This is a genomic window from Arthrobacter sp. Leaf69, assembly GCF_001422645.1.
GTDB lineage: Bacteria > Actinomycetota > Actinomycetes > Actinomycetales > Micrococcaceae > Arthrobacter.
The window spans coordinates 266,517-283,314 of sequence record NZ_LMLR01000012.1 but is presented as its reverse complement, the minus strand read 5'-3'; the positions used below and the strand labels follow the sequence as shown (position 1 = coordinate 283,314).

Genomic DNA, 16,798 nt, shown 5'->3' with positions numbered 1-16,798 from the left:
AACGGGCGCCCGCCATGGCCTTCGACTACGAGCAGCCGATTTTCGTCATCTCCGTCGCCGCGGAGCTGGCCGACATGCACCCGCAGACGCTGCGGCAGTACGACCGGCTGGGCATCGTCTCGCCCAGCCGCGCCCCCGGCAAGTCCCGGCGGTACTCGCAGCGGGACATCACCATGCTCCGCGAGGTGCAGCGGCTCTCCCAGGAGGGCGTTTCGCTTGAAGGCATCAAACGGATCCTGCAGCTGGAAAACCAGGTGGCGGCCCTGCAGCGGCGCGTCACCGAACTGAGCGAGGAACTCGAACGGCGCCCGCGCGCCCTCGACTCCCGCATCTTCGCGGCTGGAGCCGCGGGCGACGTCGTCAGTCTGGCCCGCGGCAAGCGCCCCCGGGCCCGCTCCCAGGCGTTGGTCGTGTGGCGGCCACGCAACCCCGAGTGAAGACAAAACAGTGCCCGGGACCTTAGGGGCCCGGGCACTGTTGTCGTTAGAACCGGGACTTGGTGCTGCCGGAGACCGGGGACGTGGTGGCGAAGGTGTTGCCTGCGAGGTCCCGCATCCCGGATACCGGCGTATAGGACGGTACAGCGGCCTGTTCCGTTCCGTTACCCGCGCCGCCCGTGATCAGGGCCCCCAGGGTGATGGTGATCGTCTTCGTGGCCGGATCCCAGCTGATGATTCCCTTGTAGCTGAGCGTTCCCGAGCCATAGTAGTTGGCCCCCAATGCCACGGTGCCGATTCTCGACGTCGCGCAGACCGAGGGATCCACGGCGACGCTGAGGGTATTGCTGGAGCCGGAGCTGATGGTAACCGTGGCTTGGTCCGGGGTCAGTGTCAGCGTTTCGCTGGGATCGGCAGCCCAGCCACTGCAGATCGTGGACGCGTCCAGGCGTTCGGAGAATGTGATGGTGGCCTTGTCATTCGAATCGAGCTTGCCGTTCCTGCCCCCGCCGTCTGCCAGTAGAACTCCTGTGACTGTCGGCGCGGTGACGTCCTTGACCGAGGTCGCTGTGCCCGGCGTCGCGGGATTGCCTTGGTTGCCCGCGGTGTCGGTGGCGACCGCGCGGTAGTTGACGGTTCCGGCGTTAAGCGACGTCAGGTTGACCGTGGCGCTCCAGGCCCCGGAGCCGTTCGCGGTGACGGTGGCGTTCACGGTGTGCGCCGCGCCGGCGTCCGTGACGGCCAGGGCAATCGATGCCCCGGGCTCGGTGGTGCCGCTGACCGGCACGGAGGAGACGTTGTCGATGTTGACATAAGCGGGGGCAGCCACCGCAGGGGCGGCTGGAGGCGTGGTGTCCACGGCGGCACCGCTGCTACGGACGCTCTCGGCTCCCTGCCACTGCGCGAGCACCGGGGTCACGGTGTAGTACCAGGCGCCGGTGGGGACACCCTGGTCGGTGCAGCCGAGTCCGGCGGTGACCGTTCCTACGCAACTGCCGCCGGCGGGTACCTTGGTGCCGCCCGATGCCGAGGCATAGCGGGCCACCGTGTATCCGCTGACCGGGCGCCCGGCGCGGGTGGCGGTGGCTGTCCATGCCAGCGTGACATTTCCGGCAGACACGGAGGCCGTCGGCGTTGCGCCAGCGCCCACCGCGTCTGCGGTGGTGGACGCGGAACCTCCGTTTGAAACGGTTGTCCAGAAGGCGTTGGCCCCTGGACCGGCCCACGAGAGGAGGGCCGCGCCGGCAAGGATGACGGCAACGCGGCCCCGGGCGCGCGGGCGGGCCTCGCGCCCGTTGTGACGGCTCATCGTCGTGCCTCCACGGTGACGGGAATTTTGAAGGTCGCGCCCTGACAGGCGGACTGTGACAGCGCGGACATGCTCGCCGCACCGGGCAGGGTGACCAGCCGGGAAGAGTTCGCCGGGATGGTGACGGCAGGTGCGAGCGGGGCGGCCGGGGCCGTGAAGGAAACTCCCGTGGTGGCGCATCCGGCATGGGCGGCGTCGGCCGTGACCGCCCCGCTGGCGGCGACCGAGTACAGCTGGACCGCGAAGCCGTTGGGGTTGCTGGTCCGGAGGATGACGTCCGCCGTGCCGCCCGGCACCAGGCTGGTGCTGCTCGAGTCGCCTGCCACCATCGCGTCGACGGTGACCTTCTGCATCGTGGCGGCCGCTGCGGCCCCGGTTCCCGCACCCGTGCTGGCCCAGTAAGCGTAGGCCGTGCCCCCGCCGGCCAGCAGGCAGAGCGCGACGGCACTGGCCGAGGCGGTTCCGGCGAGTCTGGTGCCGCGCACCAAGGATCGTGTGGATCGCATGTCAGTTTCCCTGCCCTGATCCCGAGTACGCCAGTTGGAGGACTGCACCTTTGCAGCCGTCCTGGAGACGTGGAGTGTCGAGCATGGCGATCCGGGGCCATTGGGCCGGTGGAATGCCAAGCTGTGAGAGCGAGCTGCTGCCGGACGGGACCGTCAGGGGATAGCGCCCGCTGTACTGCGCCACGGCATAGTCCTGTGCCGTGCAGGGCAGGTTGGCCGCGACTGCCTTCGCCGTGCGGACGACACCCGAGATCGAGACGGTCAGATTCCCGACGTCGATGCTCTTATTCGGGCTGTTGACTCCAAGATCCAGGGACCGGCTGGTCCCGGGTGCGAGGAGGCCCGACACATCGCCGGTGAGGCCGAAGACGCGCAAGGGCGCCTTGACACGCAATTGGGTCTTGACGGCAGCCGACTGGACGGAGCCGCTCCGGCCCGTCAGCGCCAGATCGTAGTCTCCCGCCGCTGTGGAGGGTGCCGTGGATACGTTGATGCTGAGCTGGGCCGTGCTCCCGGCCGTCAGTTTGACGGACGACGGCGAGAAAGTGGCCGTTGCCCCAGCGGGGAGGCCGGTGACAGCCAGCGAAACTGTGCCGGCAAATCCTCCCGTGGAGCTGACGCTTGCGGAATAGCTTGTGGCCTGTCCCTGGTCCACGTTCCGGCTGGCCGGCGTGACCTGCAGCTGGATTCCGGGCTTTGGCGGGGCCAATTGCTGCCCTGCGGCGTAGAGTGCGCCCGCGGGCAGGAAGATGGCCAGCAAGCCAATCATGAGGGCACGGCCAGCGAGGCCCGCATGATCCCCCGCGAGCCGGAAGAACCGCACTGGATGCTGCATTACCTATCCTCCTTCGACCGGCGCGTTGCGCGGATTGTGGGTGTCGGCGGTGGCTGATGGTTGCTGGGCGGAGGCCCGAGGGCCCCGGCGGGGCCGGGTGTCCGGCCCCGCCGGGTCACAGCTACAGGCTGCCGACTGTGACAGTGACGATGGCCGACTTGCAGGCATCCTGGTTGGCGGCGTCATTGAGGAATGCCAGTGTTCCCGACCCCACCTGGGTGCCGGTGCTGTTGGCTGCGACGGGGGAGTTCGAGGTATTGGCGCTGACCGTGAACCATGCCGGCAGGCACTCCGCCACGCTCGTGGTCACGCTTGCGGTGAGGGCGCCGACGACGGTGCCGGTGTTGGTGCTGTTGTCTGCCGTGTACACGACGGGCACGGAGTTCCCCGGGGCCAGGCCGGCGTCGAAGCTGGCATGCAGGGTCACAGTGCCGCCGCCGGCGGAGTTGGCGGCGGTACCGGTGCCGCTGCCGGTGGTGGTCCAGTAGGCGTAGGCCGTGCCGCCGCCGACGGCCACGAGGGCAACCGAGGCTGCAACGGCGATGACCTTGCTCTTCTTGGTGAGCTTGCGCATTTGTGAGACTCCTTCTGTGGGGCACCCGGACAGAGGAGTCAACAGGCAAGAGCCGCATCCCCCAATCCTGCGGTTGCCATCGCTGAATCGAATGGCCTCATCGTTGCCGCGAAATCCGGGCTTCACAACAGGTAGTGGTACCTGTCTTTTGTGGCTCCGACTACCTGCCCCCACGCATCATCCAACGAATTCAGGACACCGGATGGTCGCGAAAAGCGTACCCGGAATCCCGGCCCGGGCCGCCGCAGTAAACGGCGTCCCGGGCTGAGACGTGGCCCCTGGGCTCGACCACCAAGTGTTCGGGCGCACGAAAATGAGTACACCTTCGGGTGAGCCACGTAGCCGTGCAGGCGAAAGTCGAGTACCTTCCTCGCGGGACCCGGCAGCCGACCACGCTGTTCAATTGGGGTTGCCGGCGGGGGGGGGGGGGGGGGGGGGGGCACCGCATGTTGAAGCACCGCACGTTTGATCCCATGTGGCCGGGTAAGTCGGCGCCTGGACCCGCACTGATCGCGGGCAGGCCATGAACTCCGGGCTCAGTTCCCTGGCCCTCTTCGCCGGGACCCTGCCGGGCTCAATCCTGCTGTCCATTGGCCAGACGGTGGTGGTGGTGTGTGTCTGCTTCGACATGGTCCGTGCACTGTCGGTGCCGCGGTCCCACCGCCGCTACGTGGCTAACACCGTCTTCACAACCCTGGCCTGGCCGTCCATCCTCATCAGTGCGGTGAGTGTGCTGATCGACGCCGCCAGCGGAACGTGGCAGAACGTCGCCGGCGGAGTCTTCGTGATGGTCATGGTGATCTTCCGGTGGCGCCATGGAGGCGACGAGGACAGCTGGTGGAAGGGCAAGGGCAAAAAGCTCGCCGCCTGGTTCCGTCACCAGACGGCCACCCGGACCGCGGCCGCTCCGGCGGCTGCCTGAGCCGCCGTTCCCGAAGACTCCCGCTCCGGCTGGACCCGCTTCTGGCGGCGCCGTCTAGAAGATCGCGTTCATGATGTTCCAGCCGGTCCCGGCACGGACCCTGGGCAACCACTTGCCGGCTCCGTTGCCCGGATAGAGCCACAGCACCCCGGCGCTGTCGCGGGCCAGGACGTCCGGGGTTCGGTCGCCGTTCAGGTCGCCGGGGCTCATCACCGCGGTCAGGGCATTCCAGCCGGTGCCGAGCAGCACGCGGGGCCGCCAGCTGCCGGTGCCAGTTCCGCGGTACAGCCACAGCCGGCCGTTGGCCGTTTCCCGTGCCAGCACGTCGGCCGCTCCGTCGCCGTCAAAATCCCCCGGGGCGACCAAGGCGTTGAAGGCGTTCCAGCCGCTGCCCACCCGCACTCGGGGCTGCCAGCCGCCGGTGCCGGTGCCGGGATAGAGCCACATGATGCCGGTTGCCGCCTCGCGGGCCAGCACGTCGACGCGTTGGTCGCCGTTGAAGTCTCCCGGCCCGACGATGGCACTCATCGCTTGCCAGTCGCTGCCTATCAGGATGCGGGGCAGCCAACCGCCAAAGCCGGTACCCCGGTAGAGCCACAGCCGGCCGGTGGACGACTCCCGGGCGAGCACGTCCAGCGCCCCGTCACCGCTGAAATCCCCGGGGGTTTCGAGGGCGTTGAAGCCGGCCCAGCCGGTGCCGATCTTGAGGCCCGGGGAAAGCCCGCCCCGCCCGGTCCCTGCGTACAGCCGCATCTCCCCGGTGGCCGCCACCCGGGCCAGCACGTCATTGTTCCAGTCGCCGTTGAAGTCCGCCGTGGCCCCGGAGAGCGCGGAAGCCGGCATGGGCAGCGGTGTGAACGCGTACGGGTCGCAGGTGAGGTCATAGTCGCGGATGTCGTCGTACCACTGCGCGAGGTAGACGCGTCCGCCGGAAAAGCTCGGCTGCCGGCACCGGTCGAGCGCCTCGGCCGGGTAGTCCAGGCGCCCTGCGGTGGCCCAGACCGGGACGCCCGGCAGCCGCCAGGAGCCGGTGATGGACTGCCAGCCAGAGGCGAAGGAGTACAGGCCGTAGGAAAAGCCGGCGTCCCGCAGGCCCCGCATGAGGCCCTCGACGATGTACCGGTTCTCCCGCTGCTGCACGGCGGTGGCGGTCGGCCAGGGCTGGGCCGGCCGCGGCTCCACATCGATCCAGACGACCGGGGGCCGGAACCCGGCGCGCTGCAGGCTCGCGACGGCGTACCGGGCCTCGGCGTAACCGACATTCGAAAGCTGCCCGGCCCGGGTCGCCGCGGACCAGGGTCCCTGCGCGCGGTACGTGGTCAGCTGGGCCGCAGTGGGGAAGGCGGCCATAGTGTAGGCGTGGGCCCGTTTGTTATTGCTGCCTACCCAGCCCACCTGGCTGGCCAGGCAGGGATTCTCGGTGAAGGGAAGCCCCCGGGTCAGCCCGACCACGACGAACTGCGTCGTCGCCGGCGGCAGCGGGAGCCCCAGCCCGCCGACCGCCGTCGGACATTGGGGCCAGGAAATATCGTGGCCGTAGAGGGTGGCCGCCTGGGCCGGCGGAGCGGCCGCGGGCAGCAGCCCGGCCAGGAGCGCCAAGACGGACAAGACCGACCCCAGCCTTGCTGAAAACCGCCGCCGCCGGCGCCCCGAAGCGCCCCTGAACCCGATCCGCGCAGCCATGGCCAGCTCCTTCGCCCGCGCTCCTACCGTTACGGACCATTGGACACCCGTCGGGGCGGGACCGGTAGGGCCGAACGGAGGGCAGGCCAGGGACGGTTTCCTCGGCGAACCGGCGCAGGAACCCGGAATAGGTCCTTGGAAGGTCAGTAACTGGTGGGGGTGGCGCCGGAGGCCGGTGTCACGAATCCCGCAGCGAGGGCTTCGCTGCCCCGGGCCAGCAGCGCCACATCGGCGCCCACCAGAATAAAGGCTGCGCCGGCGGCCAGATACTGGTGCGCGGTGGCCGGATTGAACGCGTTCACGCCGGCGGGTTTGCCGGCCGCCGCGGCAGCAGCAAGGCAGCGTTCGACGGCGGCACGCACGTCCGGGTGTTCCTGCTGCCCCAGCACGCCCATGGACGCGGCGAGGTCCGAGGGCCCCAGGAAAATGGCGTCCACGCCGTCGACCGCCAGGATCTCCGCCACGGCCTCGACAGCCGCGGCGGATTCAATCTGGACGGTGACGCTGACGGTGCCGGAGGCCCCGGCCAGATACTCGGGGACCCGGTTCCAGCGGGAGGCGCGGGCCAGCGCGGAGCCCACGCCGCGCACGCCGCGCGGCGGGTACCGGGTGGCGGCCACGGCGGCTTCCGCCTCGGCCGCCGAGTTCACCATGGGGATCAGCAGGTTCTGGGCGCCCAGGTCGAGGTACTGCTTGAGCAGCACGGTGTCGTTGACCGGCGGCCGGACCATCACCTGGACCGGATAGCCGTTCACGGCCTGGAGCTGGGCAAGGATGGACTCGAGGCCGTTGGGGCTGTGTTCGGCGTCGATCAGGAGCCAGTCCAGTCCGGAACCTGCGCAGATCTCCGCCACCAGGGGGCTGCCAGAGCACACCCACATTCCGGCCAAAGGACGGCCAGAAGCGCCCGTTTGGTTGCGCAGGGCATCCCGGAAGGTGGGATCGGGTTCTACTCGAAGCGGCATGTGATGCTCCCCAGGGGTCCGTAGTCGGCGTGGACGGTATCGCCCTGGTACACCCAGAGCGGCCGGGTGAACGAGCCGGCCAGGATGATGTCCCCGGCTTTCATGGCGTCACCGTGGGCGGCGATCTTGTTCGCCAGCCAGTGGACCCCCGCGGCGGGATGGTCCAGGACCCCTGCCGCCACGCCGGTTTCCTCCACAGTCTGGTTCTTGTAGAGGATGGCGGAGACCCAGCGCAGGTCCACGGCGTCGGGCCGGACGGGGTTGCCGCCCACCACCATGGCGCCCATCGCCGCGTTGTCCGCGATGGTGTCCACGATGGTCCGGCCCTCCATCTCGATCCTGGAATCCAGGATCTCGAGGGCCGGCACCACGTAGTCGGTGGCGTTCAGGACATCGAAGATGGTGCAGCCCGGGCCGGACAGGTCCTTCTTCAGCACAAACGCCAGCTCCACTTCCACGCGGGGGTGGGTATACCGGTCCCACCGGACCGCGCAGCCGGTCTCAAGCACCATGTCATCGAAGATGGCGCCGTAGTCCGGTTCGGTGATGCCGGTGGCCGCCTGCATGGCCTTGGAGGTGAGGCCGATCTTCCGGCCCACCAGCGTCCGGCCGGCGTCCTCGTTGCGCCGGCGCCACAGCTGCTGCACGGCGTAGGAGTCCTCCACCGTCATGTCCGGGTAACGGGCCGTCAGGCGGGGGACCGGTGTCCGGCTGCGGCCCGCTTCCAGCAGTTCGTCGGCGATGGCCTCGATCGTCTTGGCATCCAGCATGGCTACAGCTGCGCGCCGAGCTTGAAGCCGGTCTTTTCCCCGGCGTGACCGTCCTCTTCCTTGCGGGTGTACGAGAATCCGTCGGCACCCACGGTCACGGCCATTTCGCTCTTTTCCTCACGGACGACGACGGGCTGCGGGTTGCCGTCGAGGTCCAGCACCAGCGAAGCCTCGGTGTACCAGGACGGGACCACGGGGTTGCCCCACCAGTCGCGGCGCTGGTTGTCGTGGACGTCCCAGGTGATGGTGGGGTTGTCCGGGTCGCCGGTGTAGTAGTCCTGCGTGTAGATCTCCACGCGGTGCCCGTCCGGGTCCAGGATGTACAGGTAGAAGGCGTTGGAGACGCCGTGCCGGCCGGGCCCGCGTTCGATCCGGTCGCTGATGCGCAGGGCGCCCATCTTGTCGCAGATCTGGATGATGTTGTGCTTTTCGTGGGTGGCGAACGCGACGTGGTGCATGCGCGGGCCGTTGCCGCCGGTCAGGGCGGTGTCGTGCACGGTCTGCTTGCGGTGCATCCAGGCGGCGTAGGTGACGCCGTCGGAGTCCTGGATGTCCTCGGAGACACGGAAGCCCAGGTCCTCCAGGTACTTCCGGCCGCGGGGAACGTCCGGGGTCACCTGGTTGAAGTGGTCCAGCCGGACCAGCTCGCCGGCGGAGTAGAGGTCGTAGCGCTGGGTGAGGCGTTCCACGTGCTCCACCTCGTAGAAGAACTCGTAGGGGAAGCCCAGCGGGTCCTCCACCCGGACGGAGTCGCCGACTCCCTTGGTGAAGCCGTCCTTGCGGCGTTCGGTGCGGCAGCCCAGCTCCTTGTAGTACGCCTCGGCGGCGTCCACTTCGGCGGGGGACTTCACCCGGTACGCGAAGGCCGCGACGGCGGCGATGGGGCCTTTGCGGAGCACCAGGTTGTGGTGGATGAACTCCTCGAAGGAGCGCAGGTAGATGGCGTTTTCGTCCTCTTCGGTGACGTGCAGGCCCAGGAGGCCCACGTAGAACTCGCGGGACTTGGCGAGGTCGGTGACCACAATCTCCATGTAGGCGCAGCGGACGATGTCCGGAGCGGGGACGGTGGGGGTGGGGACGAAGTTGTGCTGTGAAGCTTGGCTGGTCATGGGATTCTCTCTTCGTTGAGGGTGGCCGGTGAGCGCTGCTAGGCGCCGAACTTGGGGGTGTGGACGGTGCCGAGGGTGATGTGCACGGCCTGCTGGTCGGTGTAGAAGTCGATGGAGCGGTAGCCGCCCTCGTGGCCCAGCCCGGAGGCCTTGACGCCGCCGAACGGTGTGCGGAGGTCGCGGACGTTGTGGCTGTTGAGCCACACCATGCCGGCCTCGACGTTCTGCGAGAAGTTGTGGGCGCGGGTCAGGTTCTGCGTCCAGATGTAGGCAGCCAGGCCGTAACGGGTGTTGTTCGCCAGGGCGAGGGCTTCCTCGTCCGAGTCGAAGGGGGTGATGGCAACGACGGGGCCGAAGATCTCCTCCTGGAAGATCCGCGCGTCCGGGGCGACGTCGGCGAACACCGTCGGGGCGATGTAGTTGCCCTCGGGCAAGTGCTCCGGGCGGCCGCCGCCGGCCAGAAGCCGACCTTCGGACTTGCCGATCTCCACGTAGGAGGCCACCTTGGCGTAGTGCTCCGGGTGGACCAGGGCCCCCACCTCGGTCTTGGGGTCGTGCGGGTCCCCGACCACGATCTTCTTGGCACGGGCGGCGTACTTGTCGCAGAATTCCTCGTACACGGCGCGCTCCACCAGGATCCGGGAGCCCGCGGTGCAGCGCTCGCCGTTGAGCGAGAAGACCCCGAAGAGGGCGGAATCGATCGCGGCGTCGAGGTCGGCGTCGGCGAACACAACGCACGGGGACTTGCCGCCGAGCTCCATGGACAGGCCCTTGAGGTTGGCCGCGGCGTTGCGGAAAATCGTCTGCCCCGTGGTGGTCTCGCCGGTGAAGGAGATCAGCGGGACGTCCGGGTGCTTCACGAGGGCGTCACCGGCTTCCTCGCCCAGGCCGTTGACCAGGTTGAACACGCCGTCGGGAAGGCCGGCATCCTTGAAGATCTGCGCCCACAGGGAGGCGGAGAGCGGGGTGAATTCGGCCGGCTTGAGCACCACGGTGTTGCCGGTGGCCAGTGCGGGGGCGAGCTTCCAGGACTCCAGCATGAACGGGGTGTTCCATGGCGTGATGAGGCCGGCGACGCCGATCGGCTTGCGGTTGACGTAGTTGATCTGGGCGCCGGGAACCTTCATGGCGTCGTCGAACTGGGCCACGATCAGGTCCGCGAAGAAGCGGAAGTTCTCGGCCGCGCGGAGCGCCTGGCCCTTGGCCTGGGTGATGGGCAGGCCTGTGTCGAAGGTCTCCAGCTCAGCGAGCCGGGCCTCCTGGGCTTCGACGGCGTCGGCGATCCGGTTCAGGACGCGGGCGCGTTCGCGGGGCTTCATCTTCGGCCAGGGGCCGTTGGTGAACGCGTCGCGGGCGGCGGCGACGGCGAGGTCGATGTCTTCCTTCTGCCCGGCGGCCGCGGTGGCGTAGTTTGTGTTGGACACCGGGTCCAGGACGTCGAAGGTCTTGCCGCCCACGGAGTCAACGAATTCGCCGTTGATGTAGTGCTGGATGTGGGTGGGCAGGTCCTGCGGAATGTAGTGGGTGGTGGTAACAGGAGCAGTGAACGTCATTGTTGTCTTCCTAACTGTTGCTTTGGGCGAGGTACGCGTCCAGGGTGGCGGAGCGGTGCAGGCGGGCGGCCCGTTCGATCTCATCCGCGCCGGCACCGGACTCGATGAGCTGCAGGAGCTCCTCGTGTTCGTCCACGGACTCGTGGGCGCGGCCGGGGACGAACCGGAATGTGGAGGACCGCAGGGACGCGAGCCTGTTCCAGCCCCGGTGGACCAGGTCCAGGATGTGCGGGTTGGGGCAGTGCTCGAACAGGACGCTGTGGAAATCCTGGTTCAGCTGCGTGAACCGGACCGGGTCGAAGTGCGTCAGGCAGTCGCGCATCTCGGCGTTCACGGACCGGGCGCGTGCCACGTCCGCAGGCCCGATGAGCGGAGCCGAAAGGGCCGTCGCGGCGCCCTCGATGATGCTCAGCGTCTGCATCGTGTACAGGTATTCGGTGGGGTCAATGCCGGCCACGGTGGCGCCGACGTTCCGCTCGAACTTCACCAGGCCTTCCGCCTCGAGCCGGCGGATGGCCTCGCGCACCGGCACCACGCTGACGCCCAGGTCCTCGGCGATCTTGGCGAGCACCAGCCGGTAGCCGGGGGAGTAGGTGCCGTCGACGATGCGGGTCTTGACGGAGGCGTAGGCCCGCTCGGATTTGCTGGCAGCGTTTGTGCTTGTGGCAGCGGCTGTCACTGTGTCAGCCATTGGTTTTACCGCTTCCCATCGCTTCCCATTCGTGATACTTGATGCGCCATGCGGCGTTCAGCGGGTAAAGGCCGTCCACGCTGTGGCCCTGCTGCACCATCTCGGCGATGAACGTTTCCTCACGCTCCTGTGCGATGGAATCGTCCGCGAGCTCTTCGGCGAGGGCCGGCGGGATCACCAGGATGCCGTCGGAATCCGCCACGATGATGTCCCCGGGCTGCACGGTGGTGCCGCCGCAGGCGATGGTGATGTCCGTGTCCCACGGGATATGCCGGCGGCCCAGGACCGCGGGGTGCGGGTTGGCGTAGTAGGTGGGCATGTCCATGGCGGCGACGGCGGAGAAGTCGCGGACGCCGCCGTCGGTGATGATGGCGGCGGCTCCGCGGACCTGGGCGCGGAGGGCCAGGATGTCGCCGATGGTGCCGGTGCCCTTTTCGCCGCGGGCCTCCATGACGAGGATTTCACCCTCGTTGACGGAGTCGATCGCCTTCTTCTGGGCGTTGAAACCGCCGCCGTGGGCCTTGAAAAGGTCCTCGCGGTTGGGCACGTAGCGCAGGGTCCGGGCCAGGCCCACAATGCGCTTGTCGGGGCGGGTGGAGGTGAGGCCGTCGATGCTGACGTTGTTCAGTCCGCGCTTGCGCAGCTGGGAGGACAGGGTGGCGGTGCAGACGCTTTCCAGCTTCGCCTTCAGCTCCGGGGACAGGACGGGAGCCGGCGCCTCCGGTGCCAGAGCGGCAAGCCCCGCCGCTTCGCGGGAACCGTAGGCTTCCTCCCGCTGCAGGTCGTCCGTCTTCGGCCGGGCGCCGAAGTCCGCGAACGGCGTCGTACCTTCCTCCACCCGGGTGACCAACCGGCCGGTGGTCAGGTCAGCGCTGCTGACCTCCACCTCGACGACGTCGCCCGGCGTGGCGACCGAGGCCCCGGCCGGGGTGCCGGTGAGGATGATGTCCCCTTCTTCGAGGGTGAGCAGTTGGGAGAGATCGGCCACGAGCCGGGCGAAGGGGAAGAGCAGGTCGTTGGTGGTGTCGTCCTGGACGAGGTCGCCGTTGTGCCAGGTGCGGATCCGCAGCGCGGCGGGGTCCACGGCGTCGGCCGCGATCAGGCCCGGGCCCACGGGTGTGAAGCCGTCGCCGCCCTTGGAGCGGAGGTTGGAGCCTTTGTCCGCATAGCGGAGGTCGTACACGCCGAGGTCGTTGCTGGCCGTGACCCACTCGACGTGGCTCCAGGCGTCCTCGAGGCCCACGCGCCGGGCGGGCTTGCCGATGATCAAAGCGATTTCGCCCTCGTAGCCGAGGAGTTCGCAGCCGGCCGGGCGCTCCACCGTCGAAGGGGCTGCTGCCGAACCGAGTGCCAGGGAGGACGATGGCTTCAGGAAGTAGGACGGCTGTTCCGGCGTCCGCCCGCGCTGGGCGGCACGGCTGGGGTAGTTGATATGCACCGCGATGACCTTGCGGGCCGCGGCCAGGATGTGGTCGGTGACCTGTTCCAAGAATATCTCCTCATCGAGTACGAAATCGTATACGATGACTATGACTTAGGGATGGCGGATCGTCAACCCCTGATTCCGGAGGTTTTCGAGGCACTTGTAACCCACGTCATATCTGCCGTACAGTTCTGGATCACAGACTAACTTTCGATAATAGAACACGAAGTTCAATTATCGAACACGAAAGACGGCGACAGGCCGCCACACAACGAAGTGAGGAAAGCCCGTGCATTTCCACCATCACGGATACGTATCCGGTGACCCGCGCGTCCAGCCGGCTGCCGGCATCGGCATCGACCGCTCCGCCCAGCTTCCTGACGAGGTGGACGTGCTCATTGTGGGCACCGGCCCCGCAGGTATGCTCGCGGCCGCCCAGCTGTCCCAGTTCCCGGGCGTCACCACCCGCATTGTGGAGCGCCGCGCAGGGCGGCTCGCCATCGGCCAAGCCGACGGCATCCAGGCCCGGAGCGTCGAGACCTTCCAGGCCTTCGGCTTCGCCGAGCGGATCATCGCCGAGGCCTACCGCATCACCGAGATGGCATTCTGGAAGCCGGACCCCCGGAACCCCTCGAAGATCGTCCGCAGCGCCCGCACCCTCGACGACCCGGGTGGGATCAGCGAATTCCCGCACCTCATCGTCAACCAGGCCCGCGTGCTGGACTACTTCGGCGAATTCATGGCCAACTCGCCCTCCCGCATGGCGCCCGACTACGGCTACGAGTTCGTTGGGCTCGAGGTCGGCGAGGGCGAGTACCCCGTCGCCGTGACCCTCCTCCACACCGCAGGCCCCGACGAGGGCCAGACGCGCATCGTGCGGGCCAAGTACGTCGTCGGTGCGGACGGCGCGCGCAGCAAGGTCCGCGCTTCGATCGGCTGCACCATGGCCGGCGACCAGGCCAACCACGCGTGGGGCGTTATGGACGTGCTCGCGAACACGGATTTCCCCGACATCCGCCTCAAGTGCGCCATCCAGTCCCACGACGGCGGCAGCATCCTGCTGATCCCGCGCGAGGGCGGGCATCTCTTCCGCATGTACGTCGACCTCGGCGAAGTGCCCGCAGACGATAACGGGGCCGTCCGCAAGACCACCATCGAGCAGATCATCGCCAAGGCCAATGCGATCATCCACCCCTACACGCTCGACGTGCGCAACGTGGCCTGGCACAGCGTGTACGAGGTGGGCCACCGCCTCACCGACCGGTTCGACGACGTCATCCCGGAGGACCTCGGCACCCGCACGCCGCGCGTTTTTATCACCGGCGACGCCTGCCACACGCACAGCGCCAAAGCCGGGCAGGGCATGAACGTCTCCATGCAGGACGGCTTTAACATCGGCTGGAAGCTAGGCCACGTGCTGGAAGGCCGCAGCCCGGAGAGCCTGCTCTCCACCTACTCGGCCGAGCGGCAGGTCGTCGCGAAGAACCTCATCGACTTCGACAAGGTGTGGTCGACGCTCATGGCGAAGAAGCCCGAGGAATTCGAGAACCCCTCCGAGCTCGAGGACTTCTACGTGCGCACCGCCGAGTTCCCCGCGGGCTTTATGACCGAGTACTCGCCGTCGATGATCGTCGCCGAGGCGACGCATCAGAACCTGGCCACCGGCTTCCCTGTCGGCAAGCGCTTCAAATCCGCGCCGGTGGTGCGGGTGTGCGACACCAACCCGGTCCAGCTCGGCCACCAGGCCGCGGCGGACGGCCGCTGGCGCATCTATGTCTTCGCGGACGCGGCAGCGCCAGGTCAGTCGGCGGCGGCCCCGTCGCCGACCACCGATCTCGCCGCATGGCTGGCCACCGCACCGGACTCACCGCTCGCTGCCACCCCCGAAGGTGCCGACAGCGACGCCTGGTTCGACGTGAAGGTGGTCTACCAGCAGGACCACACGGGCATCGAAATCGGCGCCGTGCCTGCGGTGTTCAAGCCGGAGGTGGGGCCGTTCAAGCTCACCTACCTTGAGAAGGTCTACGGCACCGATCCGGCGGCGGACATCTTCGAGCTGCGCGGCATCGACCGGGGCGGCGCGGTGGTGGTGGTGCGGCCGGACCAGTACGTGGCGAACATCCTGCCGCTGACGGCGACGGCGGAGCTGGCCGCGTTCTTCGCGCCCCTGCTGCAGGCCGGCCACCGTGCCCGCGAATTGCAGGATCACGCGGGCTGAGCTCCGGCACAGGCACCCCCGCCGAGGGCGGGAGCGTCGCGTCCCGTAGCACGGCAACGGCCCAGCGCTGCGGGAACACCGCAGCGCTGGGCCGTTGCTGTGTCACGAGCCCGGTGCCCGTGTCGAACGAGGTGTTCGACGGCGGGTGGTTCCAGGTCCGGTCAGCCGTTGATCACCTGCGGAACGCCCAGGGCTTTGAGGCCTTCGACGCCGAACTCGAGTCCGTAGCCGGACTGCTTGGCTCCGCCGAAGGGGATGCGCGGGTCCACGGCACCGTGTTTGTTGATCCAGACAGTGCCGGCCTCGAGCCGGGCAGCGACGTTGCGGGCTTTCGCGGCGTCGGCGGACCAGACGGAGGCGCCGAGCCCGACGTCGAGCGCGTTCGCCATCGTGACGGCCTCGTCCACGGTGCTGTACCGGACGATCGGGAGGGCGGGTCCGAACTGCTCCTCCGCGACCATCGGGTTGGTGTTGTCGATGTCGGCGACCAAGGTGGCGGGGTAGAAGTGCCCGGGCTGCTCGGCGTCCGGGTTGCCACCCAGGAGGATCCTGGCCCCCGAATCGCGTGCCGCCTCCACCAGCCGGGCCACGATGTCGTACTGCTGCTTGTTCTGCAACGGGCCGAGGACGTTGTTCTCGTCCAGGCCGACACCCATGGGCATCGCGGCGGCCACGGCGGTGACCTCTTCGCAGACGGCGTCGTAGATATCGGTGTGGACGTAGAGTCGCTTGAGCGCTGCGCAGGTCTGGCCGGTGTTGATGAACGCGCCCCAGAACAGGCCTTCGGCGATGGTCTTGGGGTCGGCGTCGGGCAGGACGATGCCGGCGTCGTTGCCGCCGAGTTCCAGGGTGAGGCGTTTGACCGTGTCCGCGGAGGATTTGATGATGGCCTTGCCGGTGGTGGTGGAACCGGTGAACATGATCTTGCCGATCGCCGGGTGCCCGGCCAAGGCCTCGCCGACGTCGCGGCCGCCGGAGACGACGCTCAGCAGCCCGTCGGGGAGTTCCTCGTTGATGACCTTCGCCAGGGCCAGGACGGACAGCGGGGTGTATTCGGACGGTTTGACCACTACGGCGTTGCCCATCCGCAGGGCGGGGGCGAGCTGCCAGACGGTGATCATCATGGGCCAGTTCCACGGCCCGATCGCACCGACGACGCCGATGGGCCGGTAGTGCAGTTCGGCGCGGGTTTCGCCGTCGTCCACGACGGTTTCCGGCTCCAGCGGGATGCCGGCGGCGGCGCGCAGCCAGGCGGCGCAGGCGCCGACTTCGAACCGGGCGTTCGGGCCGTTGAGCGGCTTGCCCTGCTCGCGTGAGAGCAGCCGGGCCAGTTCCTCGGCGGAGCGTTCGACGGCGTCGGCGGCCCTCTGCAGGGCGGCGCTCCGGGCGTCGTGGCCCAGCGCCGCCCAGGCCGGCTGGGCGGCTTCGGCGGCGGCAATTGCCTGCTCGAGGTCCTGGACGGTGTGGACGGGCGCTTCGCCGACGACCGTTCCGGTGGCGGGGTCAAGGATGGTCCGGGTTTCGCCGGCGTCCGGGGTGATCGCGGCGAGAAGGGCGTCGTAGGTTTCCATGGGTACTCCACATCGAGTAGTTGAGGCTCTGAGTCGTTGGGACTCATGTCCGAGTGTCCTCCGGTGCCGGACGTGCCGTCTTGTCTTTGCGCGAACTGGAGTTGACCCGGTGCGAATGATTGCCAGGGCCTTGGAGGCCGATGCGCTGGGGAACAACAACCGATCACTGATCGACAAAAAAGTGACGGGCATCACCTGCAATGCTGGATTTATCGGTGCACCATCACCCGGG

15 protein-coding genes are annotated in these 16,798 nt (G+C 68.3%); 3 read left to right on the top strand and 12 right to left on the bottom strand.

Translation table 11 applies throughout. The features are described 5' to 3' along the window. Nucleotides 1-14 precede the first annotated feature (14 nt). The gene (locus tag ASE96_RS12650) at nucleotides 15-437 is read left to right on the top strand and encodes a heat shock protein transcriptional repressor HspR (protein ID WP_056430792.1); all 423 of its coding nucleotides are present in this window, start codon (nucleotides 15-17) and stop codon (nucleotides 435-437) included. A 46-nt stretch (nucleotides 438-483) separates the two neighbouring features. On the opposite strand, the gene ASE96_RS12645 is transcribed toward ASE96_RS12650, so the two are convergent. From ASE96_RS12645 to ASE96_RS12630, 4 genes are all read right to left on the bottom strand, one after another. Continuing rightward, on the bottom strand, nucleotides 484-1,746 hold the full coding sequence (locus ASE96_RS12645; protein WP_056430790.1) for a hypothetical protein: 1,263 nt from the start codon (nucleotides 1,744-1,746) through the stop codon (nucleotides 484-486). Beyond that, nucleotides 1,743-2,252, bottom strand: a complete 510-nt coding sequence (locus ASE96_RS12640) for a hypothetical protein (RefSeq protein WP_056430788.1) — start codon at nucleotides 2,250-2,252, stop codon at nucleotides 1,743-1,745. The genes ASE96_RS12645 and ASE96_RS12640 overlap by 4 nt, the downstream gene beginning before the upstream one ends. A gap of 1 nt (nucleotide 2,253) precedes the next feature. Next, nucleotides 2,254-3,087: a COG1470 family protein gene (locus tag ASE96_RS12635; protein WP_056430785.1), complete on the bottom strand. Its 834-nt coding sequence runs from the start codon at nucleotides 3,085-3,087 to the stop codon at nucleotides 2,254-2,256. Nucleotides 3,088-3,208: 121 nt separating this feature from the next. Next, entirely contained in the window at nucleotides 3,209-3,661 is a 453-nt protein-coding gene (locus tag ASE96_RS12630) for a hypothetical protein (RefSeq protein WP_056430782.1), read from the bottom strand. A 523-nt stretch (nucleotides 3,662-4,184) separates the two neighbouring features. Between ASE96_RS12630 and ASE96_RS12625 the strand changes: the two genes are divergently transcribed. Beyond that, the gene (locus ASE96_RS12625) at nucleotides 4,185-4,583 is read left to right on the top strand and encodes a hypothetical protein (RefSeq protein ID WP_056430779.1); all 399 of its coding nucleotides are present in this window, start codon (nucleotides 4,185-4,187) and stop codon (nucleotides 4,581-4,583) included. A gap of 54 nt (nucleotides 4,584-4,637) precedes the next feature. Here ASE96_RS12625 and ASE96_RS12620 read toward each other — a convergent pair whose 3' ends face one another. From ASE96_RS12620 to ASE96_RS12590, 7 genes are all read right to left on the bottom strand, one after another. Then, nucleotides 4,638-6,191 carry an FG-GAP-like repeat-containing protein gene (locus ASE96_RS12620; RefSeq protein WP_235500243.1) on the bottom strand — a complete coding sequence of 518 codons (1,554 nt, stop codon included), beginning with the start codon at nucleotides 6,189-6,191 and terminating at the stop codon, nucleotides 4,638-4,640. 218 nt (nucleotides 6,192-6,409) lie between these two features. Then, nucleotides 6,410-7,231: an aldolase/citrate lyase family protein gene (locus ASE96_RS12615; RefSeq protein WP_200913048.1), complete on the bottom strand. Its 822-nt coding sequence runs from the start codon at nucleotides 7,229-7,231 to the stop codon at nucleotides 6,410-6,412. After that, nucleotides 7,216-8,001, bottom strand: a complete 786-nt coding sequence (hpaH, locus tag ASE96_RS12610) for a 2-oxo-hept-4-ene-1,7-dioate hydratase (RefSeq protein WP_056430773.1) — start codon at nucleotides 7,999-8,001, stop codon at nucleotides 7,216-7,218. Before hpaH ends, ASE96_RS12615 begins: the two co-directional genes overlap by 16 nt. 2 nt (nucleotides 8,002-8,003) lie before the next feature. After that, entirely contained in the window at nucleotides 8,004-9,110 is a 1,107-nt protein-coding gene (gene hpaD / locus ASE96_RS12605) for a 3,4-dihydroxyphenylacetate 2,3-dioxygenase (protein WP_056430770.1), read from the bottom strand. Nucleotides 9,111-9,148: 38 nt separating this feature from the next. Continuing rightward, complete coding sequence (gene hpaE, locus ASE96_RS12600; RefSeq protein WP_056430767.1) at nucleotides 9,149-10,663, bottom strand: 5-carboxymethyl-2-hydroxymuconate semialdehyde dehydrogenase; 1,515 nt, start codon at nucleotides 10,661-10,663, stop codon at nucleotides 9,149-9,151. 10 nt (nucleotides 10,664-10,673) lie between these two features. Further along, complete coding sequence (locus ASE96_RS12595; protein ID WP_056430764.1) at nucleotides 10,674-11,354, bottom strand: GntR family transcriptional regulator; 681 nt, start codon at nucleotides 11,352-11,354, stop codon at nucleotides 10,674-10,676. Then, nucleotides 11,347-12,843: a fumarylacetoacetate hydrolase family protein gene (locus ASE96_RS12590; RefSeq protein WP_056430761.1), complete on the bottom strand. Its 1,497-nt coding sequence runs from the start codon at nucleotides 12,841-12,843 to the stop codon at nucleotides 11,347-11,349. Before ASE96_RS12590 ends, ASE96_RS12595 begins: the two co-directional genes overlap by 8 nt. Before the next feature lie 223 nt (nucleotides 12,844-13,066). Between ASE96_RS12590 and ASE96_RS12585 the strand changes: the two genes are divergently transcribed. Next, a complete protein-coding gene (locus tag ASE96_RS12585) occupies nucleotides 13,067-14,995 on the top strand; it encodes an FAD-binding monooxygenase (protein ID WP_056430758.1) in 1,929 nt (642 codons plus the stop codon). A gap of 161 nt (nucleotides 14,996-15,156) precedes the next feature. Here the strand turns inward: ASE96_RS12585 and ASE96_RS12580 are convergent, their stop codons facing one another. After that, nucleotides 15,157-16,566, bottom strand: a complete 1,410-nt coding sequence (locus tag ASE96_RS12580; RefSeq protein WP_056430755.1) for an aldehyde dehydrogenase family protein — start codon at nucleotides 16,564-16,566, stop codon at nucleotides 15,157-15,159. Nucleotides 16,567-16,798: the final 232 nt, after the last annotated feature.

What these genes read in the sequence shown, in the direction of transcription:
- ASE96_RS12650 (WP_056430792.1), top strand. Translation starts at nt 15, where the DNA reads ATGGCCTTCGACTACGAGCAGCCGATTTTCGTCATCTCCGTCGCCGCG.
- ASE96_RS12645 (WP_056430790.1), bottom strand. Translation starts at nt 1,746, where the DNA reads ATGAGCCGTCACAACGGGCGCGAGGCCCGCCCGCGCGCCCGGGGCCGC.
- ASE96_RS12640 (WP_056430788.1), bottom strand. Translation starts at nt 2,252, where the DNA reads ATGCGATCCACACGATCCTTGGTGCGCGGCACCAGACTCGCCGGAACC.
- ASE96_RS12635 (WP_056430785.1), bottom strand. Translation starts at nt 3,087, where the DNA reads ATGCAGCATCCAGTGCGGTTCTTCCGGCTCGCGGGGGATCATGCGGGC.
- ASE96_RS12630 (WP_056430782.1), bottom strand. Translation starts at nt 3,661, where the DNA reads ATGCGCAAGCTCACCAAGAAGAGCAAGGTCATCGCCGTTGCAGCCTCG.
- ASE96_RS12625 (WP_056430779.1), top strand. Translation starts at nt 4,185, where the DNA reads ATGAACTCCGGGCTCAGTTCCCTGGCCCTCTTCGCCGGGACCCTGCCG.
- ASE96_RS12615 (WP_200913048.1), bottom strand. Translation starts at nt 7,231, where the DNA reads ATGCCGCTTCGAGTAGAACCCGATCCCACCTTCCGGGATGCCCTGCGC.
- hpaH (WP_056430773.1), bottom strand. Translation starts at nt 8,001, where the DNA reads ATGCTGGATGCCAAGACGATCGAGGCCATCGCCGACGAACTGCTGGAA.
- hpaD (WP_056430770.1), bottom strand. Translation starts at nt 9,110, where the DNA reads ATGACCAGCCAAGCTTCACAGCACAACTTCGTCCCCACCCCCACCGTC.
- hpaE (WP_056430767.1), bottom strand. Translation starts at nt 10,663, where the DNA reads ATGACGTTCACTGCTCCTGTTACCACCACCCACTACATTCCGCAGGAC.
- ASE96_RS12595 (WP_056430764.1), bottom strand. Translation starts at nt 11,354, where the DNA reads ATGGCTGACACAGTGACAGCCGCTGCCACAAGCACAAACGCTGCCAGC.
- ASE96_RS12580 (WP_056430755.1), bottom strand. Translation starts at nt 16,566, where the DNA reads ATGGAAACCTACGACGCCCTTCTCGCCGCGATCACCCCGGACGCCGGC.